The sequence below is a fragment of the Pseudomonas sp. R1-7 genome (assembly GCF_051132105.1).
Lineage (GTDB): Bacteria > Pseudomonadota > Gammaproteobacteria > Pseudomonadales > Pseudomonadaceae > Aquipseudomonas.
On sequence record NZ_CP071661.1, the window covers coordinates 389,976 to 411,263 of the forward strand.

19 protein-coding genes, 2 tRNA genes and 2 pseudogenes are annotated in these 21,288 nt (G+C 58.8%); 3 read left to right on the plus strand and 20 right to left on the minus strand.

Translation table 11 applies throughout. The features are described 5' to 3' along the window. Entirely contained in the window at positions 1 to 312 is a 312-nt protein-coding gene (locus J3P79_RS01770; protein ID WP_434607674.1) for a hypothetical protein, read from the minus strand. Beyond that, positions 309 to 1,289 carry an integrase domain-containing protein gene (locus J3P79_RS01775; protein ID WP_434607677.1) on the minus strand — a complete coding sequence of 327 codons (981 nt, stop codon included), beginning with the start codon at positions 1,287 to 1,289 and terminating at the stop codon, positions 309 to 311. The genes J3P79_RS01770 and J3P79_RS01775 overlap by 4 nt, the downstream gene beginning before the upstream one ends. Positions 1,290 to 2,398: 1,109 nt before the next feature. Between J3P79_RS01775 and J3P79_RS01780 the strand changes: the two genes are divergently transcribed. Further along, complete coding sequence (locus tag J3P79_RS01780) at positions 2,399 to 2,746, plus strand: hypothetical protein (protein WP_434607679.1); 348 nt, start codon at positions 2,399 to 2,401, stop codon at positions 2,744 to 2,746. A 20-nt stretch (positions 2,747 to 2,766) separates the two neighbouring features. Here J3P79_RS01780 and J3P79_RS01785 read toward each other — a convergent pair whose 3' ends face one another. The 7 genes from J3P79_RS01785 to J3P79_RS01815 form a co-directional block, all read right to left on the minus strand. Continuing rightward, entirely contained in the window at positions 2,767 to 4,086 is a 1,320-nt protein-coding gene (locus J3P79_RS01785) for a tyrosine-type recombinase/integrase (protein ID WP_434607681.1), read from the minus strand. 172 nt (positions 4,087 to 4,258) lie between these two features. Beyond that, positions 4,259 to 4,334 (minus strand) — tRNA-Thr (locus J3P79_RS01790). Positions 4,335 to 4,753: 419 nt separating this feature from the next. Further along, positions 4,754 to 5,986 (minus strand): methyltransferase, encoded by a 1,233-nt coding sequence (locus J3P79_RS01795; RefSeq protein WP_434607683.1) that lies wholly within the window; start codon positions 5,984 to 5,986, stop codon positions 4,754 to 4,756. Next, positions 5,967 to 6,656: an ABC transporter permease gene (locus J3P79_RS01800; protein ID WP_434607685.1), complete on the minus strand. Its 690-nt coding sequence runs from the start codon at positions 6,654 to 6,656 to the stop codon at positions 5,967 to 5,969. The genes J3P79_RS01795 and J3P79_RS01800 overlap by 20 nt, the downstream gene beginning before the upstream one ends. Then, positions 6,653 to 7,348, minus strand: coding sequence for an ABC transporter permease (locus J3P79_RS01805; RefSeq protein ID WP_039592684.1), 696 nt, complete (start codon positions 7,346 to 7,348; stop codon positions 6,653 to 6,655). The genes J3P79_RS01800 and J3P79_RS01805 overlap by 4 nt, the downstream gene beginning before the upstream one ends. A gap of 79 nt (positions 7,349 to 7,427) precedes the next feature. Further along, positions 7,428 to 8,183: an ABC transporter substrate-binding protein gene (locus J3P79_RS01810; RefSeq protein WP_434607687.1), complete on the minus strand. Its 756-nt coding sequence runs from the start codon at positions 8,181 to 8,183 to the stop codon at positions 7,428 to 7,430. A 13-nt stretch (positions 8,184 to 8,196) separates the two neighbouring features. Further along, the gene (locus J3P79_RS01815; RefSeq protein WP_434607689.1) at positions 8,197 to 8,970 is read right to left on the minus strand and encodes an ABC transporter ATP-binding protein; all 774 of its coding nucleotides are present in this window, start codon (positions 8,968 to 8,970) and stop codon (positions 8,197 to 8,199) included. 336 nt (positions 8,971 to 9,306) lie between these two features. Between J3P79_RS01815 and J3P79_RS01820 the strand changes: the two are divergent. After that, positions 9,307 to 9,519, plus strand: a pseudogene (locus tag J3P79_RS01820) (carboxypeptidase regulatory-like domain-containing protein); the annotation flags it as partial. Between the two features lie 9 nt (positions 9,520 to 9,528). Here J3P79_RS01820 and J3P79_RS01825 read toward each other — a convergent pair. The 11 genes and pseudogenes from J3P79_RS01825 to panM form a co-directional block, all read right to left on the minus strand. After that, positions 9,529 to 9,975 carry a hypothetical protein gene (locus J3P79_RS01825; RefSeq protein ID WP_434607690.1) on the minus strand — a complete coding sequence of 149 codons (447 nt, stop codon included), beginning with the start codon at positions 9,973 to 9,975 and terminating at the stop codon, positions 9,529 to 9,531. 40 nt (positions 9,976 to 10,015) lie between these two features. Next, entirely contained in the window at positions 10,016 to 12,250 is a 2,235-nt protein-coding gene (locus J3P79_RS01830; RefSeq protein WP_434607692.1) for an ATP-binding protein, read from the minus strand. Next, positions 12,247 to 12,855, minus strand: coding sequence for a biliverdin-producing heme oxygenase (locus J3P79_RS01835; RefSeq protein ID WP_434607695.1), 609 nt, complete (start codon positions 12,853 to 12,855; stop codon positions 12,247 to 12,249). The genes J3P79_RS01830 and J3P79_RS01835 overlap by 4 nt, the downstream gene beginning before the upstream one ends. Before the next feature lie 51 nt (positions 12,856 to 12,906). Continuing rightward, a pseudogene (locus tag J3P79_RS01840) lies at positions 12,907 to 13,867 on the minus strand (PDDEXK nuclease domain-containing protein). Positions 13,868 to 14,068: 201 nt separating this feature from the next. After that, a complete protein-coding gene (locus J3P79_RS01845) occupies positions 14,069 to 14,476 on the minus strand; it encodes a hypothetical protein (RefSeq protein WP_434607697.1) in 408 nt (135 codons plus the stop codon). Between the two features lie 61 nt (positions 14,477 to 14,537). Next, positions 14,538 to 14,867: a DHCW motif cupin fold protein gene (locus J3P79_RS01850; protein WP_434607699.1), complete on the minus strand. Its 330-nt coding sequence runs from the start codon at positions 14,865 to 14,867 to the stop codon at positions 14,538 to 14,540. 115 nt (positions 14,868 to 14,982) lie between these two features. After that, a tRNA-Phe gene (locus tag J3P79_RS01855) sits at positions 14,983 to 15,058 on the minus strand. 102 nt (positions 15,059 to 15,160) lie between these two features. Further along, positions 15,161 to 15,433 (minus strand): oxidative damage protection protein, encoded by a 273-nt coding sequence (locus tag J3P79_RS01860; protein ID WP_434607701.1) that lies wholly within the window; start codon positions 15,431 to 15,433, stop codon positions 15,161 to 15,163. Next, a complete protein-coding gene (mutY, locus tag J3P79_RS01865; RefSeq protein ID WP_434607703.1) occupies positions 15,430 to 16,497 on the minus strand; it encodes an A/G-specific adenine glycosylase in 1,068 nt (355 codons plus the stop codon). Before mutY ends, J3P79_RS01860 begins: the two co-directional genes overlap by 4 nt. Continuing rightward, positions 16,494 to 18,719: an AsmA family protein gene (locus J3P79_RS01870; protein WP_434607706.1), complete on the minus strand. Its 2,226-nt coding sequence runs from the start codon at positions 18,717 to 18,719 to the stop codon at positions 16,494 to 16,496. The genes mutY and J3P79_RS01870 overlap by 4 nt, the downstream gene beginning before the upstream one ends. A gap of 92 nt (positions 18,720 to 18,811) precedes the next feature. Continuing rightward, positions 18,812 to 19,210 (minus strand): aspartate 1-decarboxylase autocleavage activator PanM, encoded by a 399-nt coding sequence (panM, locus tag J3P79_RS01875; protein WP_434607707.1) that lies wholly within the window; start codon positions 19,208 to 19,210, stop codon positions 18,812 to 18,814. Positions 19,211 to 19,470: 260 nt separating this feature from the next. Between panM and J3P79_RS01880 the strand changes: the two genes are divergently transcribed. Then, the gene (locus J3P79_RS01880; RefSeq protein ID WP_434607709.1) at positions 19,471 to 21,132 is read left to right on the plus strand and encodes an OFA family MFS transporter; all 1,662 of its coding nucleotides are present in this window, start codon (positions 19,471 to 19,473) and stop codon (positions 21,130 to 21,132) included. The last annotated feature ends 156 nt before the right edge of the window (positions 21,133 to 21,288 follow it).

Here is a 21,288-nt window from a genome sequence, read left to right on the forward strand (position 1 = left end):
TCAATCGGCCATCATGCTAGGTCCGCTGATAGATTTCGACGTTAGTGAAAATCGCCATTTTTTGTTCATTCGCTTTGCGATTAGTGCAGCTGTCAAAAGATAGTAGTAGCGCGTCGGTTCTTTTTTCTCGATTTTCTCTTTGAAGAACCACTTCAGATGTTTTTCTTGCCAGGTCCAAGGGTTGTCCCTACCCCAGCGGTTCCAAATCGCTGCTTGGATGGTCCTTGCTTGGCGAATGTGGCGCTGACGAGTGGTCGCTGAGCCGGACAAAATTCCCAACAGAAAAAGAGGCATATCAAATGCTTTTTTCATGTTCGCCCACCAATATAAGCGGATACCACGTCGATACGACCGTGCCCCAGCTCATAGCTGATCTGTGCTCGGGCCTCCTGATCGAGTTGTCGGTCGAGCTGATAACCATTGCCACCGTTAATGGGCGCGAGATGGTTAGTAATGTGCTCGTAGCGTTCGCACGCATAGGCCGCCCGCAATTCGTGGAAACCTTTGAGGTTGAGCGTATGGAGGATGTCCCGGGCGGGGCGGACGATTCGCTGTTGGAAATCGAGGAAGCTTTCGTTCGGTGCAAGCAGGTTGTGGCTACCGTCGGGCGAGACCTGTATGGCAAACCTCAGCGCATCACGAACTTGATTATCTACCGTAATCCAGCGAGGTGCCGATGCACCTGAGCGTCCACCTTTGGTGCCATCCTGGATGTTTATCTTGCCGAGTTGTTCGGCCTCACGTTTTAAGCGCGGAAGGTCGGCCAAAATGGCCTCACGTAAGCGCATGCCGGTGGCTCGCGCTAATTGAGCGATGGCCGCGGCGCGCGGCTGCTGGTATGCGCAAAGCACCTCTACGACCCTCTTCACATGTTCGCGGTCTTGGCCTTGCGGCACCGAACGACGAACACAGGTGCGCCGCGTTCCTAGCGCCGTGCTCGGACTCGGTACTTTCACATACTGATCACCGCGAAGCGCTGCCAGGGTCCGGTTCACGTTGGACAACCGGTTTTGCGCTGTGGCGATGGCGAGCTCGCCCTGTTTAACTTGCTGACGCAGATGCTCGGCGTAATCCAGCAAGGTCTGCCGATCAATCTGCCGCGCATCGTTAAACCCCGGGCCATCCTCCGACCGACACCACCGAACAAACGCCTTCCAGCGATCACTGTGCGCTTTGACCGTCCCGTAATGCCCACCGCCAAACAGATCTTTCAGCGCTTGCGGCCCCGCATAACTCAGTTGCCGTCCATAGCCAAAATTGCGCCCATCCCGTCTACCGACCAATGCCATGATCGAACTCCTCTCGAAGCCAAAACGTTTAAAACTTTCCCCACGTCATCCCGCCAAGAATGTTGAGTGTTATCAGGGATCAAGGCCCCTGCGACCTGTGAGGGTTGTCCACTAACGCGGGACTGACGGCTCCTTACGGCCGGGAGCTTGGGCATCTCATGATCTGGCCTCCTGGACACTTCCGAAGAAGTGGGCGGGTGGAGGCTGCACTGGCTGACGAGACCAATGCCGCGAGATCCTGAATCGGGTGAAGGCAGCGAAGCGATGACCGGGGCATGCCTGACTGTCAGTCAGGTGCAGTCCATTCCTTGGGCTGCGGCACCATCATCTGCATCGCTGTTGCTGGTGACTTCGGTGTTTGTCACGCCGATTGTCACGAGGGGGAATGCCGCAAAGCCTTGTACGAGTTGGGCTGCAGCAACGGTAGGAGCGCCCGTCTCTTTCCGGAAGAAAGAGACGGGCGCAGGTTGGCACAAGGAAATGGCCAAGCGGATAGGTTGCTGCAGGGCAGCTATGAAAGGGAATGAGTTGCCGCAGTGGGCGCACTGATAAAAGTAGGCATCCATCACATCGCAGTGACCGTGCGAGCCGCCGGACGCTAATCGCACTTTGGGAGAACCACCACGGTGTGGCGTAGCCTTAAAGGTTCTGGCTACCTGGGTTGCTGTCAACGACAGCGCTTGCCCGATCCTTTCTACGCCTGTGGATAATTTGGGTCAAGGCTCGATTTTTCGGGAATTCTGCGGCTGTGGATGAAATTATCCACCGGTGGAAATCAGTGGTTTTCCACAGACAGTTGCGTGGGCTTTAAATTTTTTAAGTGAGGTCCATCCAAGCAGGGCGGCTTTGCAGCCCTGCTTGGATGGACCCGCGTGGACAAGCGGATCGCTGAGATATGAAGACCGAGCGCTTACTCAGTTGCGCCACGTTTTGCTTTTAGGCGAGTGACGTTCGCTCCGGTCTGATTTGCGAATTCGTGTGGAGTGACATGCTCCTGTCAATTTGCGGGGGTAATGCGCCTGCTTTGGGTGGAAACGGTCAGAGAGAGTTCTTAATCTGTGACTGGATGACATGGTGATCGGCACTGTGATCTCAAAAGGAGCATATCAATGAGACCGAATTTCTTTCTGGACGATGAAGATGAAGCCATCGCCAAGAGCTATTTCAAGAAGGTTAATAGCATTGGTTTTGTTTGTGTCGGTTTGGCGTTGACGATAATCACAATGCCTCATCCCGAGCGCGCTGCATGGTTTGTCTTCGCGTTAGCGATCATCTATGCGTTTAGCCACGGCGATGGTTACAGGAAGATTGTTGCCAGTTATTTGTTGCGTCATAAAGGATTCGGCGGTGGTATTCGTTTGGTGTTGAAAGTAGCTCTCCTCGTGTTGGGCACAAGTCTGTTGTCTGGGATTGGGCTTCAGATCTTGACGCCTGAGGTTTTAGGCATCCTCCCATAGCAGTGACCTGGGTGGCGGATTCAATCATTGATCCGCTTCACCTTCATCCGGGTAACATTCGCCCCAATCTGATTAGCGAACTCATGCGGAGTGACATGCTCTTCACGGTTGGCTTCCAGGTACCGGCTCCACCAGTTCATTATCAGCCTACGCTCCTCTATGAACTCAGCCTTGTGAATATAGGCGGCGCGGACGTTGTTGCGCTCCTTGTGGCTCATTTGCCGTTCAATGGCTGTCTCTGACCATAATCCTGACTCGATCAGTGCGCTGCAGGCCATTGAACGAAACCCATGCCCGCAGATATCGGTTTTTGTGTCGTATCCCATCGTCCGTAGCGCGTTGTTCACGGTATTTTCGGACATGGGTTTCCAGGGTTTGGCATCACCTGCGAAGACCAATGCGAATTTGCCTGTGAGTGCATGGATTTTTTCGAGTAGCGCCACTGCTTGCGGCGATAAGGGTACTAAATGGATATCTCCTGCCATCTTCGTACCCCTTGTGGAAAAGGGTACTCCCTCCAACGCGGGTCGAGTGTCCGGTATCTCCCAGGTGCCGCGCTTGAGGTCGAACTCGCTCCAGCGTGCGAAACGCAGCTCGCTGGATCGTACAAACACATGCAGCGACAGCATCACCGTCAGACGGGTAAGTGCTCGGCCTTTATAGGTGTCGATCCGCTCCTGCAGTTCCGGCAGTCGCGATAAGGGTAGAGCGGGGCGATGTACCACCCGCGGGGCTTTGATCGAGCCTTCGAGATCGTAAGCAGGGTTTATGGTGATAAGCCGGAGGCGCTTTGCCTCGCGCATGATGCTCTGCAGGTAGTTTTGTACCCTTAAAGCAACGTCGATCGTTCCGCGCTTCTTGATCGCTTCCAAGGGCTGCATGAGGTCATGGGTGTCGAGGTCGACAATGGCGCGAGCGCCGATCAGCGGGAACACGTGGGTTTTGAGGCGGCTCATCACAGTCTTGGAGTGGCCTGGTGCCCACTTAGCCGACATTTCCGTATGCCAGTCGAGCGCAACGCTTTCAAAGGTTCTGCCTTTGATTACGGCTTCCGCCTTGGCTTGGTGCTTGGTCTCTATGGGATCAATGCCATCCGCCAGCATTCGCTTGACCTCCAAGCGCTTGCGGCGCGCATCGGCGAGGCCAATGACGGGGTAGTTGCCGAACGAGGTCAGTCCTTCCCGTCCGTCGGGTTTGATGTAACGGAACCGCCAGCCTTTGCGGCCATTGGGTTGGACTAGGAGGTAGAGGCCATCGCCGTCGAAAAGCTTGTAGGCGCGGTCTGTAGGTTTTGCCAAGCGGCAAGCTGCGTCGGAGAGCGGAGCTGTGGTGCGCGACATAAGGGTACTCCCTTTTATCGAAGTGACCTGTATCCCAAACTCTACCCTTAAAACGGTTGGAATCCACCAGTTTCTGACGGAAACCGATGGAACGCTAAAACGAAAAAACCCGCCAGAAGGCGGGTTTTTCGGGGGTTCCAGAGATTTTGAAAGCTTTCTATGGAACCTTGTATGGTGCCGGCACCAGGAGTCGAACCCGGGACCTACTGATTACAAGTCAGTTGCTCTACCAACTGAGCTATACCGGCGTGTGGGCGACGATTATAGCGACTGGGAAGGTTCTGTAAACCCCTGAATTCTGACTATTTTTAGACGGGCAGCAGTTCCGGTGGATGAGGCGCCGTTGGGCGGGGCGTGAAGGGCTTGGCAACGTGCGGTTGCTTGACTCATGCGGGGCAAGCCAAAGCGCTTGTTGGTTGGGGCGAAAAATGCCGCCAGGCCCAACCTTTATGCTGGTTTGCTCAGCCGCTTATGCACAATCGATAGGACGTTGCGAGTGATATCTTTCGCTTTTGTGACAACTTCCCGGTTTGCTCGCAAGCTGCTGTTTTCATGGTTTTTTATCCATGTGAACAAAAAATGACCAGCTAAGTTTCGACCCAGAAATCGCGGTTTTCTTGGATCCAGGTTTATTTCATCAACAGAGTTATCCACAGACTGTTTCGCTTCAGTGACGTTCTGCCAGCAATAGCAGATTGCGCGGAGTCAGCGGGGTTTCGCAGAAGGTACCAAGACGGACGTTGTAGCCTTTTTGGCTGAGGAAAAGTGCCCGGTCCAGCACCAGCCAAAGCTCCAACGGCCGTCGGAAAAGGCCTCGCACCAGTTCCAGATTTCGCACCTCGGCCAGACGCTGCTGGCCTGCGGCTTCCAGGGCTGCCCAATCAGGTGCGCCGACTGTGGATAAGTCTTTCATAGCCGCCAGATCGGTGCAGTATTGGATGAAGGATTTTTTCAGCCAGGCGCTGGGCAAGGAGGGGGTGGGCAGGTAGTCGTTGCACCCTCTGAGTTGCCGTTGCAGCAGGTCGAAGCCCAGGCGCCAGGCCATGGATTGGTCCCGTTGTTTTCTTACCCGAGCGCCAGCGGTGACGGTTTCGGTTAGCGGTAGGCTGAGATCTTCGAGCGACAGTTGTAGGACAGAGCCTTTTGCGGCGTCGGATAGCGGCTGATATTCCGAGGTGCTGATTCGGTTATAGCAGCACGGCGCGATCGCCAGTTGTGCACAGCCAGCCGCGCTGGCCAGGTGCATCAGGCGCACGTGCAAGTCGCCGCAGGCGTGCAGCGCCACGGGGGTGTGTTCCGGGTGCAGCGCCTGGGTCGCGTCCGCCGCCAGTACGTCTTGTTGCAGGTGCGTGGCGGGCAGGTGGTGGCGTTGACTCAGCAATTGGCCGCTGGCGACCAAGGCAGGATCGTATTCCAGGCAGGTCAGTTGCTGCTCATCGTGCAGCAAGCGTCGACCGAGATGGCCTTTGCCGGCGCACCAATCGAGCCAATGGGTCGGTTGGGTGGTGAAGTGCAAGCGGCTGGCGAAGGCTTCGATTTGCTGCCATTTGCGCCCGGGTACGTCGACGTTGAGGCGATGGCTGGCTGTTTCGAGCGAGTTGGCGGGCAATTGCGCGACAGCGCTCAATGCATGGGAGAGAGCCGCCAGTTCTGGGAATGGCGCTGGCGCATCCTCCATCAACCATGGCTGGTGATGGTCGTTTTCCGCAGCTTCCAGCGAACGCTCTCGTAGCCATCGGGCCAGTTCCGGGTGGGACGTTTCCCAAGGCATCTGCAGATGGGTGAACGGACGCGGTTTCCACAATGCCTGATGCGCTGTGAGAAAAACGTCCAGTGCCGTGAAACGGGCGAGCAATGCCTCGCCCGTCAGGACGCGACCGTCAGCGTCCTTGGCAGGCATCAACGCGCAACCAGCGTTCCAGCTGCTTGAAGCCTTGCACCAGAACGAAGGACATCAGCAGATAGAACATGCCGGCCGCGAAGAAAATCTCCACTGGCATGTAGGTCCTGGCGATGATGGTGCGGGCCATGCCGGTGAGTTCCAGCAAGGTCACGGTACTCGCCAGGGCGCTGGCCTTGAGCATCAGGATCACTTCGTTGCTGTAGGCCGGCAGGCCGATGCGCGCGGCGCGGGGTAGCATGATGTAGAACAGCGCCTTGGGCCGCGACATACCCAGGGCCCGTGCGGCTTCGATCTCGCCCTTTGGGATGGCCTGGATCGCGCCGCGCAGGATCTCGGCGATGTAGGCGGCGGTGTGCAGGGTCATGGTGGCCGTGGCGCACCAGAACGGGTCCCGCAAATACGGCCACAACGCGCTGCTGCGCACGGCATCGAATTGTGCCAGGCCGTAATAGACAAGGAACAACTGGACCAGCAGCGGCGTGCCGCGGAAAAAGAAGATGTAGGCGTAGGGCAATGCCCGCACCTGCCACAGGCGCGATGAGCGGGCGATGCCCAGCGGAATCGCCAGCACCAGCCCGGCGATCACGGCGATAGCCACCAGCTCCAAGGTCAATGTGGCGCCCTGGGCCAGCTTCGGCAGCCACTTGATGATGACGTCCCAGTTCATTGGGTGCTCCTGGCAAAGCCGCGGGCGGCGCGTTTTTCCAGCAGGTGCATGCCGAGCATGGCGAGCACCGTCAGCCCCAGGTACATAAGCGCGGCGACCATATAGAACGTGAACGGTTGCTTGGAGATGGTCACGCCGATTTGCGCGTGACGCATGATTTCTTCCAGGCCGATCACCGAAACCAGCGCGGTATCCTTCATGAGGATCATGAACAGGTTGCCCAGGCCAGGCAGGGCGATGCGCCACATTTGCGGAAGGATCAACCGGGTAAAGATTCGCCATTTCGACAACCCCAGCGCAACGCCGGCTTCACGGTGCCCCTTGGGTATCGCCAGGATCGCACCGCGAAACACTTCCGTAGCGTAGGCGCCAAAGCACAGGCCGAGGGCGATAACGCCGGCGGCGAAGGCGTTGAGGGCAAGGTCGGGATTGCCGAAATATTCACCCAAGGCACGCATCAGGTTGACGGTGCCGAAGTAGATCAGCAGCACCCAGAGCAATTCCGGAATGCCGCGGACCAGTGTCGAATAGGTGCCGCCAAGCCATTGCAGCGGCTTGTACGGGGAGGTCTTGGCAAGGGCGCCGAGCAGGCCGAGCACGAGCCCCAGGCAAAGGGCCGAGAGGGCCAACTTGACCGTCATCAGCGCGCCGGCGGCAAGCGCCGGGCCGAATCCGTATAGGTCGATCATCATGGGTATTGGTTCATATCGCGGCAGGCTTGGCTAAGGACCGACGCCGCGCAGGAGCGGGCGCCGGCCAGGCACGTCAGTATCAATAGATGCTGAACGGGAAGTACTTGTCGTTGATTTTTTTATAGGTGCCGTCCGCAATGATTTCCTTGAGCGCGGCGTTCAGCTTGTTGCGCAGCTCGTCGTTACCCTTGCGCACCGCAATGGCGATTTTGTCGCCTTCAACCACCGGGTCGCCCTTGAATTCGTAAGCACGGCCAGCGTCGGTTTTCAGCCAGTCGTAGTTGACGTATTTGTCCGCCAGGATCGCGTCGACGCGGCCGGAGACCAGGTCAAGGTAGGCGTTTTCTTGGGTGTCGTAGAGTTTGGTGGTTACGTCGTCGCCCAACTCGTCTTCCAGCCAGGTGCCGGCGAGAGTGGAGCGCTGTGCACCGATGACCTTGCCTTTGAGGGACTCTTTATCGACTTTGAAATCGACGCTTTTCGGGGCGATGAATTGCAGTTTGTTGGAGTAGTACGGGTCGGTGAAGTCAACGGCCTGTTTGCGTTCGCTGTTGATCGACAGCGAGGAAATCAGGAAGTCGAACTTCTTGGCCATCAGGGCTGGAATGATACCGTCCCAGTCGGAGGTGACCACTTCGCACTCGACTTTCATCTTGGCGCACAGGGCGTCGCCGATGTCTTTATCGAAACCCACGACCTGGCCGCTGGCATCCTTGTTGTTGAACGGAGGATAAGCCGCTTCGATGCCCATCTTCAGTTTTTCGGCCGCCATGGCGTTTGCCGAAAAGATCAGGCTGGCCGCTGCGACCAGGAGGAACTTCTTGTAAGTCTGCATGGGTACTGCTCCGTTAGCGGTTGCTGGACATGAATTGCTTGCAGCGTGCCGAAAGCGGGTTCTCAAAGACCTGCTGTGGCGATCCTTGCTCCTCGACCAGGCCCTGATGAAGAAACACCACTTCGCTCGATACCTGGCGGGCGAAGCCCATTTCGTGGGTCACCAGCAGCATGGTGCGACCCTCTTCGGCCAGGGCGCGGATCACGCCGAGTACTTCCTGGACCATTTCCGGGTCAAGGGCGGAGGTGGGCTCGTCGAACAGGATCACTTTGGGCTGCATCGCCAGTGTGCGGGCGATGGCGGCGCGTTGCTGCTGGCCGCCGGACAGTTCGGCCGGGTAGGCGTGGCGCTTGTCGGCGATACCGACCTTGGTCAGCAAGGCTTCGGCGACTTCGATGGCTTCGGCTTTGCTCTGGCCCAGCACCCGGCGCGGGGCTTCGATGATGTTGTCGAGCACGCTCATGTGTGGCCAGAGATTAAAGTTCTGAAATACAAAACCGATCTCGCTGCGCATGCGGTTGATCTGTTTGCCGTCGGCGGCCACCAACTCACCGTTTTTCGCGGCCTTGAGTTTGAGTTCTTCGCCCGCCACCAGGATCTGGCCCTGGTTGGGATTTTCCAGCAGGTTGATGCAGCGCAAAAACGTGGACTTGCCGGAGCCGGAGGAACCCAGGATCGAGATCACGTCACCGTCGCGAGCGGTCAGCGAGACGCCTTTGAGCACCTCCAGCTTTCCGTAGCGTTTATGCAAGTTGCGGATTTCAAGCGCGGGCGTGGCCTGGGCCATGTGCGGTCCTCATGATATGTGCTCCCTTGCTGTTGGCAGCCTTCCTGGCGAGGCGGCCAAGCTAGCATGCGTCCGAATGACAGCCAACAGCGCTTCGGACGGTAGGCCGATGATGTGCATCAGGTTGTCGCATCGACACAGCAGACTGTCGCGCTATCAACAACCGAACGGCTGTTTTAACCATGCACACCGGCAAAATGCCCGGGAGTCGCTAAAAAAAGGCGCGATGGTGCCAGCTTTGGGCGGGGGTGGGAAGGGTTAATCGGATGAGCGTTGTCTATTCCGATTGGCGTTTTCGGCTCAACGCCCAATTGATCTGAACGGCGAGGCTCATGCAAATACGTCCCGGATGTGCACGTGACCGTTCAGAACGCATCGGGGCAAACATTGCTGACGCTCAGTGATGCAGGCCCGTTGGTGTATGTACAGCTACCGCCGGGCAAGTACGGCGTGGTGGCGGCGCGTAACGGCGAGGAGCGTCGCGACACCGCCAATGTAGGCAGCGGAGCCGCGCGTAAGCTGGTGTTCCACTGGAACAGTAGCGAGTAGCCGGGGAGCTTACTCGCTGGTTGGCTCTTCCATGGATTGACGATATCGGTCCAGCGCCTCGCTGAATTCCTTGATGAACTCCGGCGTGCTGAGCCAGCGCTGTGCTGTCTCACGGTCCATGTCGTCGGCCCACATGCGGTAGTCGACCAGCATGTCGGCGGCCAGGTTGGTCGCGGCCATGCTCTCGTTTTCGGCGTTCTTCAAGTCCAACAGGCCCGGGCGTTCGACGATCATTTCGCTGACGTTCGCAAGCAGCGTGTCGAGCATTTGGCTGCGGCTGACTGCCTCGGCTTCGCGCAGCTTGGCAAACAGCTCCAGCACGTAGACCGGTGGCTGGGCAGTGGCGTGGGCCGGATCGCCGTACATCGGGATGGATTTGCGTCCCGTCATGCGGATTTGCTTGGCTTTGTCTTTGGCGCGCTTGGCGCGTTTCTGCTGTTTGTTCAGTGAGGCCATTGGGCTTCGGTTTCCAATTCGTTAGGGGGCGGTGCCCGGTTCAATCGATTTTTGGCACGGTGAAGCGGAATTCGCTGCCTTTGCCTGGCTGGCTTTCGGCCTGCAGTTTACCGCCATGAGCCTGGACAATCCCCTTGGAAATATAAAGCCCGAGGCCGGTGCCGTTCGGGTTGCCCTCCTTGGTGGTCCAGTAGCGGTCAAACACATGGGGCAGTTGTTCTGGTGCGATACCTTCCCCCGTGTCGCGGACGCTGAACACTATCTCATCGCCTACCGACATTGCGCTGATGCCTACGCTGCCTTGCTGTGGTGTGAATTTGATGGCGTTGCCAATCAGGTTGGACAGCACTTGGAACAGCCGCTCCGGGTCCGCGTTGATCTTGAGATTGGGTTCGGCATGGAAAGAGATGTCGATGGCTTTGGCAGAGGCCAGCGGCGTCAACAGCGAGCAGGCGTCTTCGAAGATCTGGCTGACGTCCATCGGCTTGGGGTGGATGGTGTAGCGGCCGGCGTCGATGCGCGAGGTGTCGAGCAGGTCTTCCAGCAGCGTATTCATGCGACTGGCGGCTTGCTGCATGGTGTCGATGGCCGAGGAAATTCGCTTCGAGCTGTGAGACCCGTCGGAGCTGAAGGACTTTTGCATCATGCCGCAAAGCATAGATATGACGGTCATCGGGTTGCGCAGGTCATGGGACACCACTGCGACCAACTCATCCCGGGCCTGCACTGCCTGGCGCTCCTTGCGAACCTGACGCGCCAAGTCGTTTTCCAGGGCCGAGCGACGCAGGTCATTGGCGGCGAACAGGTCACCATGGCTCCATCGGGTACTGATGCCGTCCATCTCGACTTTCCAGATTTCGAACGATGTCCGCGGACGCAAGCGCAAACCGGTCTCGCTTTGTTCCAGGTCGAGGGGCTTTTGCGGGTCACCGCTCCAATTGATGGTTTGCTTCACCTCGGGACGGAACCACAGGACGCCGTTTTCCACCGGCTTGGGCAGGTGAATCGCCAGCACACCGCTTGCGACGTCTTGATAAGCCTTGGCCGGTGCGAAGATGCCGCCCAGGTTATGGTGGGAGAAGACCGGTTGGCCGGTTTCCATTATCCATTTGTGCAGTTCTCGGATCTGCTCCGGTTCAGGGCATTGCCCATGGCGATGCAGCTTGTTGTCCTCGATGATCGCAACGCCATTGGCCCCGGTGAGGTCCATCAGGCACTGGGGCGCGTGGGATAGGCCGTCGAAAACGTTTTCGCTGGATTCGGCCATGACGCAGGCAAGCGCCTGCAGGCCTTCGAGCTTGGCGTCCCGTTGTCCCGCCAGCTCAATGGCTTCCATCGCGCTGATCTGCAGCGACAGGATCTGGCCGATGGTCTGGCAGGCCATGCGCATTTCGTGTGGCACATGCAGCGGCTGGCGATTGCCGCAGCTGATCAGTCCCCATAATTGCTCGCCCTTCATTAGCGAGATGCTCATGGATGACAGCACGCCCATGTTCTTCATGTATTGGCGGTGAATCGGCGAGACGCTGCGCAGCGTGGAGAAGCTCAGGTCCAGCGGCGCCTGCGTGTCGGGGCGCAGCTCGGGTACCAGTGGGACCGGGGTGTAATCGGCGTTGGGGATGATGCGCAACCAATTGGTGCGGTACAGCTCGCGGGCCTGTTCCGGGATGTCCGACGCTGGGAAAAACAAACCCTTGTAGAGCTCCATCGAAGGTGCGCTGGCCTCGGCGATGACTTGTCCGTGGCCACCTTCCTCGAAACGATAGATCAACACACGGTCGTAGCCGGTCATGGCCTGGATTTCGCGCACGCTGATTTCGTACAGGGCCTGAAGGGACTTGGCGCTTTGCAGGCGCTGCAACATGCGGCCCAGGTTGGCCTCGCCGTTGACTCCCTCGGGGCGGAAGTCGGTCAGGTGCAGTTCCAGTTCGACAATCAAGGCGCCCTGATGGCGGTGGATCAGGGCGTCGAAGCGCTGCTGGTTCACTGCGATGTCGAGGGGAACGTTGTCTCTTTCGGCGTCGGTGCGGAAAGCCTCCAAGAGGTTCGCTGCCTGTTCCTGCCCGAACAGGGCATCCAGGGGCAGGCCAAGGAGTCCTTGGGGATCCTGCCCGATCAATTCTTGCGCATTCGCGCTGACCTGGCGGATCAAGAAATCGGGCTCGGACAGCATCAACAGTACGCCGTGAGGCTGGATGGCCCCGGGGAAGCGAATCGGTTCGTCTGCGCAATTGGCCAGCAGTTGTTCGAAGGCTTCTTGGTCTTCCGGTTTCATAACAGGACCTCCTGACTGTCCAGCCAGCGTTCAAAACAGATAAATGTCGCCTTGGAGGCGCGTGTGGCTTCGAGCTTCTGGTCGTCACCAAGGTTCCGATCGCCTAGATACTGAAGAAAATCCTTCCAGCGCCGGCCGGTGAGTTCTCCATAGACGTCGAGGAAGGCGGCGCCGCTGGATGCATCGAGGCCCAACTGTTCGGCCACCCTGCGTCGCAGGATCTGTCCACCCAGTGTTGCCCCTTCGAGCACATAGGAAACACCGAGGGCGGCGGCCGGTGAATCAATCTGCGGCAAACGCTGGCAGGCGGGCAGCGCGTCAATCGCCGTTTCGTCCAGGCCCAGCGCCATGAGATCCATGCGTAGTACCGGCAGCTTGATGCGCAAGGACTGGTCCAGTCCGGTCGGTGCGAGCGCGAGAACTTGGAGCCGACGTTCCAGTGGCTGATAAAAACCGTGGTAGGCCGCTATCAAGCGCCGGTACAGGTCAAGATCCAGTTGATCGGAGAAAAACGGCAGGCGTTTCTCCAGGGCAACGTGCAGTTCAGCGGTTTCAGTCCGCAATGCCTGGATCAAGGAGGATGGAGGGGCGGACGGTGCAGACATGCAGAATGAAGCTCTTCAAGTGGAGCGTTGCAGAAAAAAAGCGCATCAATCTTACACAGGTTTATTGGGCGGGCGATCGTCAATTGCTGGCTTTATTGTTCCGGTAGCACGGTCGGGTTGTCGCTCCTCAAGTCGCGCCCGTTCGCAATCCAGCGCCCTGCGCAGTTCTTCTTCGGAGGGCAGCACCCGTTGGTACTGGCTGGCGAATAGCTGTTCATTGCCCTGTAGCACCGAGTAACGCACAACCGACTCGTCCTTTTGGGCACAAAGGATGATGCCAACGGTGGGTTTGTCGTCCGGGCCGCGCTTGAGGTCATCATAGAGGCGCACGTACATATCCATCTGCCCGATATCCTGAGGGCTCAGTTCGCCACGCTTGAGGTCGACGATGACAAAGCACTTGAGCACGTAGTTGTAGAAGACCAGGTCGAGATAGAAGTCCTTGCTCTCGGTACTGATGCGCTGTTGACGCGCAATGAAGGCGAAGCCTTTGCCGAGTTCCAACAGAAAGCCCTGTAGCTGATCGATCAAGGCCTGTTCCAGATCGCTCTCCTGCAGCATGCCGGCATTGGGCAATCCGAGGAACTCCAGGACCACGGGTCGACCAGTTTTGAGCGGCGGTTTCGTTCATGTACCACTGGCGGGTACCGTCGCGCTCTATCCGCAGGAGCGTCCGGTAATGAGTCCAACTCAATTCGGTACGCACTGCGTTCCAAATTGGAAACTTTTGATAAAAGTCCCGCATGTGGCGCAGGTTACGTTCATCAAACCCTTTCCCAAACCGCGCCGTCAGCACCTTCGCCAAAGACGGCAACAGTCTTGCCCCGTAGACCGCTCGTTCGGCTCCTCCTTGTTCAAATTCGATGATGTGCCGGCCGATCTGCCAGCAGGTTTGCACCTGAAGCGTATCGACCGCGCGCAGGACTTTCTGGCGAGCCTGGCGGATCAGCTCGCCAAGTTCGTCGATCAGGGGAGCGAGCTGTGGATCATCCAGGGGAGGTGTCGGTGTCATTGGAGTGTCCAGCCGTTGAGAGGGGGCGGACGAGAAGGATGCTCTAAAAGGAGTTGGGTGGATGCCGGACGCAGCTGATTGTGCGGGAGGAAAAATAGCGGGTTCACGCAGGACGGGTATGACGCCGTCCCATGTAGTTGGAACCTGGCCTGTAGGAGGTATCCTCGCCGGGCGTAATCTACCTCGGGCCCTGTCGTGAAATCAGACTTGGCCTTCGGCCAGTGCCTGGGAGGCGGCCACATAATCGGCTTGGAACTGCTTGCTTTCCACCCAGTCCAGTGCGGTCTGCTCATCGACGCCAGTGGTCAGGCGACGGTACTCGATCAAGGCGGTAATGATGAAGTCGGTGGCTTCTTCCTCACCTTCCTGTTCTAGCACCAACTCCAGCAATGGATGCGCCAGGAAGGCCGTGCACATGGCCCGCTGGCTGATTTTTTCGGCAGCGCTCATGAGTTGGAACAACTCCGACAAGTCTACGGTTTCCAAGTCGATGCGCTCGTCATTCGGGTCCAGGAAATCATTTGGCGCAGCAGCACGTTGAATGCGGTTCTTCTTGGCTTTCGCCTTGGCGCGCTGGTTGCGTTTCTGCTGTTTGTTCGCCGATGACATGGTCGGATTCCTGATGAATAAGGCGATCTATCCTACAGCTTCAACGCGAACGCTTCGAATCTCAATCGACTATGAAAAGCGTGGCCCCCGATGAAGTGAAAGAGCGATGGGGCTCGGCCTGGTCCGCCACCTGGTAGCTCATGCCTGGCTTGAGCAAAAATTGCCGGCCATCCTCGAGTTCAGTGTTGAGCTCGCCCTTGAGGCAAAAGAGGATGTGGCCCTTGGTGCACCAATGGTCGGCCAGATAACCCGCCGTGTACTCCACCATCCGTACCCGGATGTTCCCGAACTGTTGTGTACGCCAATAGGCGGTGCCAGTAACGCCTTTGTGTTCGGTAGGCTCGACGGTTGACCAATCGGTTGTGCCGAAGGGGATGCCGGTGATGTCCATGTCGACTCGCTTGCTGGAGGGGAGCGGACGAATGTAGCTGAGTCGACAAGGCGGCGGAGGAAAATCCAGGCAATAAAAAACCCCGATCAATTTCTTGATCGGGGTTTTCGGTATTTGGTGCCCAGAGACGGAATCGAACCGCCGACACGGGGATTTTCAATCCCCTGCTCTACCGACTGAGCTATCTGGGCAACGGGGCGCATTAAACGGGTTTTTCAGGGGGGCGTCAAGCACGTTATCAAAAAATATTTAATTATTACCGTCGCTTACGATTCGCCCCCGCCCCCAACAGTTTATTCGGACGGTGGTACGTAGCCTTCGGCCTTGGCGTAATCTTCGCCGGAAAAGAACTTTTCCATCTCGCCTTGGAGGTATTTACGATCCTCGGCGTTCATCATGTTCAGGCGTTTTTCGTTGATCAGCAGGGTCTGGTGTTTCTGCCAGTCGCCCCAGGCCTTGGCCGAGACGTTGTCGTAGATGTCCTGGCCCTTTGCGCCCGGGAACGGAGCTCGCTCCAGGCCTTCGAGTTCTTCTTTGTACTTGCGGCACATGATGGTGCGGGTCATTGCAACTCTCCTGCGTTCATTACGGCGGCCGCGCGTTCGAGCAAGGTTTTGACCGGGGCGGCAAGGCCCAGGCGCGGCGGGGTGGCGAGGTTATACCAGAGCCAGTCGGCCTCGGCCACGTGATGGCCGGTTTCCCGGACCCGGACCAGCCAGGGTTCGATCGCCAACTGGAAGTGGCTGAAGGTGTGCACCAGGCCAGGCATTGCCTGCTGGCTGCCCAGTTCCAGCGAGTGTTGCAGGGCCAAATGTTGCAGGTCGTCGAGGTCGTCGAGTTCCGGCAGGCTCCACAGCCCGCCCCACAGCCCGGTGGAAGGGCGACGGTAAAGCAGGATCGCGCCCTCGCGGTTGGCCAGCATTGGCATCAACGTGCGCTTTTTCGGCACTTCCTTGCGCGGCTTGGGAATCGGGTAGCGGGTTTCCAGGCCCAGCATGTGCGCCTCGCAGCCTTGCTTCAGCGGACAGAGCAGACAACTGGGTTTGCTGCGGGTGCAGAGCGTGGCGCCCAGGTCCATCATCGCCTGGGTGTAGGCGTTGACGCGATCTCGTGGCGTGAAGCGCTCAGCGGCGGCCCATAGTTGTTTTGCAACCTTGGGTTCGCCTGGGTAGCCCTCCTGGGCGGTGAAACGCGCCAGTACTCGCTTGACGTTGCCATCAAGGATCGGCGCCCGCAGGCCCATGCTGATGCTGGCGATTGCGCCAGCGGTCGACAGGCCAATCCCAGGCAGTTCGGTGAGTTTTTCCACGTCCCGGGGAAACTCGCCGCCGTACTGCTCGACGACGATTTTCGCGGTTTTTTGCAGATTGCGCGCACGGGTGTAGTAGCCCAAACCCGTCCACAGGTGCAGCACTTCATCCTCCGGCGCGGCGGCCAGGGCTTGGACGGTGGGGAGCGAGGCCATGAACCGGTCGAAGTAATTGAGCACGGTGCTGACCTGGGTCTGCTGCAGCATGATTTCCGAGACCCACACCCGATACGGCGTGATGCCTTGTTGCCAAGGCAAATCATGGCGCCCGTGGCGGTCGAACCAGTCCAGTACGGCGGTGGAAAACTGCTCGGATGTCATCGCTTGAACAACCCCTTGAGCGCATCTTTGAGCTCGGGGCTGACCTTGTCACCCAGCTTCTCGTCGATCTTGTCGCCGAGACGGTCGCCGGCCAGTTTCGCCGCGACCTTGCCGAGGCCATCGTTGTCCAGGCGGCAGGCTTTAGCGCCTAATTCCAGTGGACCGCGGCAGCGCAATGGCCACTCGACGTCGACGTAGCGTTCGTTGACCTGGCAGGCGGGGTCGGGCATGTCGCTCTTGTCGCCCTCGACGATGACGCCGATGCGGTAGTCCATGCCCAGCACGCGAAGGTCGATATCGCCGTTGCCGTTGACGGTCATGCCGGGAATGCGCACCTTCAGGTCCGGGTTGTGGGCAACGCCATTGTTGAAGGTGAGGTTTCCGTTGAGCTGCTGGAAAGGCGTGTCCTTGCCGCGTGGCTCGCCAGTGAGTGTCTTGCGGTTCAGCGTGGCGATGCCTTTGCACAACTGCTGTTCAAGGTTGGCATTGAGCAGTACGCCGTCATTGATGACGAACCCGGCGGTGCCGTTGAGGCTATCGATCAGGGCTTTCTGGCTGTTGCCGTTGGCGGTGATCGCGCTGTTGAGCGTGACCAGGCCTTTGACGGGTGGATTCTTGCCCTGGCTTTCGATGATTTTCTCTGCCGGGACCCGGTTGATGCGGGTCTGCAGGCTCAACTGCGGCGTAGGCTGGCGCACGTCCAGGGTGCCCTTGGTTTCGAAGTTCCCGCTGTACAGGTCGCCCCGCAGGTTCTCCAGGGTCAGCAGGCCGCCCAGGCCGGTGGCCTTGAGCGCGGCGTTCTGGATCGGCAGTTTTTCGAGGATCAGTTGCCCGAAGGTCAGGTCCGCATCGAGGTCCAGCTTGCTCAGGCGCTCCACCGGAAATAGCCGGTCATTGCTCCAGGCGCCCTGGGTTGGAGCGCTCGGTAGCGGTGTGCTGCCGGCACCGGCCATGGCACTGGCTTCGGTGTTGCTGACTTCGGCCTCGCGGGCCGCCTTGGAACTGTCGGCTTCGGCGGACTTTGGCGGAAGGTAGCGGTCGACATTGAACGTGTCGGCCTTGAGCTGCACGCGCAGCGCTTGTTTGGCAAAGTCTTGCACGGCGATACGACCGCTGAAGTGGCTGTCATCGACCTTCAGGTTGATGTCGTTGAATTCGACGCTGCTCGGCGTGCCGGCAATGCGGCTGGCCAGTTCTACCTTGCTCAGGCTGCCTTCACCCATGGCCGGCAATTGCTGGCCGACACTGTCGACAAATTTCGCCAGGTCGAATTGGGCGATCGAAATGCCGCCGTTCAATTGCGGTGTCTTGTCGAGGTCGTTGACCTTCAACTCGCCCAACGCACGCAGCTGGTTCAAGGAAAGCTTGATCCCGGTCCATTCGGCGACGTTCGCTGCCTTGTCCAGGAAGAGTTGCCCTTGGGCCGCGAAACTCACGGTCTTGCCTTGCAAAGGGTCGCCGGTGGCTTCGCCGGAGAGCTTCAAGTCTTCGAACCGATAGCGCTGCAAAGCGCGTTCGAAGCGCAGTTCGCCAGTGACCTCTGTGCGCACGCGGACGGCCGGCTGGTTGCTGGACAGGAACGCCGTGAGAGTGACCGGAATGTTGGTCGCGTCATGGATCGGGCCGGTGCTCAACTGGATGCTTTCGGCGCTGAACTGCCTGCCGGTCTGCTCGTCGGTGTATTCCACCCGGGCGTTGTTCACGGTCAGGCTGTCGATGTCCAGCCGGGTTGGCTGGGCCGGCTTCTCTGCGGGTGCGTTGGCAGGCGGGGTGGTCTGTTCGACGGGCGCCGGTGCTTCCCGGGTGGACGCTGAGGCGGGCGCCTTGCCGATGTCTTCCCAGTTGCCGTGGCCGTTCTTGTCACGGTTGAGGCGCAGGTTCAAACCTTCGACCCGGACATCGCTCATCTGCACTTCGCGGCGCAGCAGTGGCATCACCCGGACGGACAGCCCGAGCATCTGCAGGTCGGCGAAAGGTTGGGTAGGGTTGGCCAGGGTGGCGACACTGGCTTCGTGCAATTCCAGACCCAGCCATGGGAACAGGCTCCAGCCGATGTCCCCATTGAGTGTCAGCTCAATGTGGGCTTTGTCGCGGGCTATCTGGCGGATCTCTTCTTTATAGTCGTTGGGATCGAAGAGGTGGGTCAGGGCAAAGCCCAGGGCCACAATGATCAGCAACAGCCCGAGAAGTACCAGACCCAGGATTTTGCCGAACGCTTTCATGGGCGAATCCTTGTAGGTTGAGTTCAAAATTTAGCCGGGAGTATAACGCTGTGGATGGGGCGATGCGTTGGGTGCCGCAAATCCATGGGCTTCTAATCCTTGACGAGCGCCAGCCCTAGCTTGAACGCCAACGCCTGGGCTTCCAGGCAAGCGGCCGGGGCGGACAGCTGCAGCTCGACGCCATGTTCCCCGGCCATCCTCCGGGCTTCGCTCACCAGTCGTTCCGCCACGCCCCGGCGACGAGTGACGTTTCGTACGCATAGGTGGGACAAGCGCCAGCCGTTCTGGTGCCGTTGCAGCCGTGCTGCGCCGAGCAGGCGATCATTGAAGCGCGCCGCGATCAACGAGCCTTCTTCGAGACATTTCCCAATGAGTTGCGTGGCATCGCTGAACGGCTCGAACAGCCAAGCCGGGGCGTCCCGGTAGATTTTCTGCAGATCCTGATCGTCCTGACGAATGGCTTCATTCAGTTGCTCGACAACGATGGGCATGGAAATTCCTGAAAAATAAACGAATTGCCCCCTACAGAAAGTGAGCAGAGGCGCGATAAGACGAATGACAGAAAAAAGGTGATAGCACTTTGGTTTTTCTGTCATGAGCAAATGGTAACCTTTGTCAGTTCGCCCGTCCTTCTGCGGCGTGATGTCGCACTAAAATGGAGCTTCACCACAGAATACAGCCATGCCTGCGTGCAAGAAGGCTGAGGGTGAGGCGTGGCTGGCGAACCATTCCAATAACTGGGGGATACACAATGAGCACGAGCATTACGGCGGACGGCATTGCCGACCAGCCTGCGTTCCTCTCCAAGGAACGCATTATTGCCAAGCCAGGCTTCAACCGCTGGCTGGTTCCACCGGCCGCGCTGGCCATTCACCTCTGCATCGGCATGGCCTATGGCTTCTCGGTGTTCTGGTTGCCACTGTCCAAGGCCTTGGGTATCACCAAGCCTGTGGCCTGTGCGCCGGATATGAGCTTCATCTCGCAAGTCTTTTCGTCCCAATGTGACTGGCCGATCTCGATGCTCGGCTGGATCTACACGCTGTTCTTCATCTTCCTGGGTTGCTCGGCAGCCATCTGGGGTGGCTGGCTGGAACACGCCGGGCCACGCAAGGCCGGCGTTGTATCGGCCTTGTGCTGGTGCGGTGGCCTGCTGATTTCCGCGCTGGGTATTTATACCCACCAGATCTGGTTGATGTGGGTCGGCTCTGGGGTGATCGGTGGTATCGGCCTGGGCCTGGGCTACATCTCGCCAGTCTCGACGTTGATCAAATGGTTCCCGGACAAGCGCGGCATGGCGACCGGCATGGCGATCATGGGCTTCGGTGGCGGTGCGATGGTTGGTGCTCCACTGGCTGCAGCGCTGATGAGCCATTTCGCTACGCCAACCAGCGTGGGCGTCTGGCAGAGCTTCCTGGTGATGGCCGCGATCTACTTCGTGTTCATGATCGGTGGCGCCTTGTCCTACCGCGTCCCGCCAACCGGCTGGAAGCCTGAGGGCTGGACCCCGGCACCGAAAAAAGCCGCGAACGCGATGATCACCCATCGCCACGTTCACGTGAACGTGGCCTGGAAAACCCCGCAGTTCCGCCTGGTATGGCTGGTGCTGTGCCTGAACGTGTCCGCCGGTATCGGCATCATCGGCATGGCATCGCCACTGTTGCAGGAAGTGTTCGGCGGCAAGTTGCTCGGCAATGACTTGTCTTTCGGTCAGTTGGATGCTGCGCAACTGGGTCAGATCGCGGCCATTGCGGCCGGTTTCACGGGTCTGCTGAGCCTGTTCAACATCGGTGGGCGCTTCTTCTGGGCATCCTGCTCGGATTACCTGGGTCGCAAGAACACCTATTTCGTATTCTTCGCCCTGGGCTTTGCCTTGTACGCGCTGATCCCGAACCTCGGTCACCTGGGCAGCGTCGCGCTGTTCGTGGCGGCGTTCTGCATCATCCTGTCGATGTACGGCGGCGGTTTCGCTACCGTGCCGGCCTACCTGGCGGACCTGTTCGGTACGCAAATGGTTGGCGCAATCCACGGCCGTCTCCTGACTGCCTGGGCTGCGGCAGGCGTGCTGGGTCCGGTACTGGTGAACTACCTGCGTGAATATCAACTGAGCATCGGCGTTGAACGTGCCGCGGCCTATGACATCACCTTGTACATCCTCGCCGGCCTGCTGGTGCTGGGCTTCCTCTGCAACCTGATGGTCCGTCCGGTCGCCGACAAGTACTTCATGACCGACGCCGAACTGGCCGCCGAACAGGCGCTGGGCCATGACAAAGGTGCCGACAGCACCACCTCGCTCGAATGGAAAGCCGCGCCGGGCACCAAGCCCCTGGCGATCGCCGCCTGGCTGGTGGTGGGCATTCCGTTGGCGTGGGGTGTGTGGGTAACCCTGCAGAAGACGGCGGTGTTGTTCCGCTAAGAGCGTTGCCCTGGCCATCAGGTCGGGGCATATCTCATGTGGGAGCGAGCCTGCTCGCTCCCACAGTCGTTTTGGGTGATGACACAGGCTTGTATGCACATGTCTATCCCCGACCACACGGGCTTCAGCCCGTCAGTGATGTCACCTCTTTTGTTT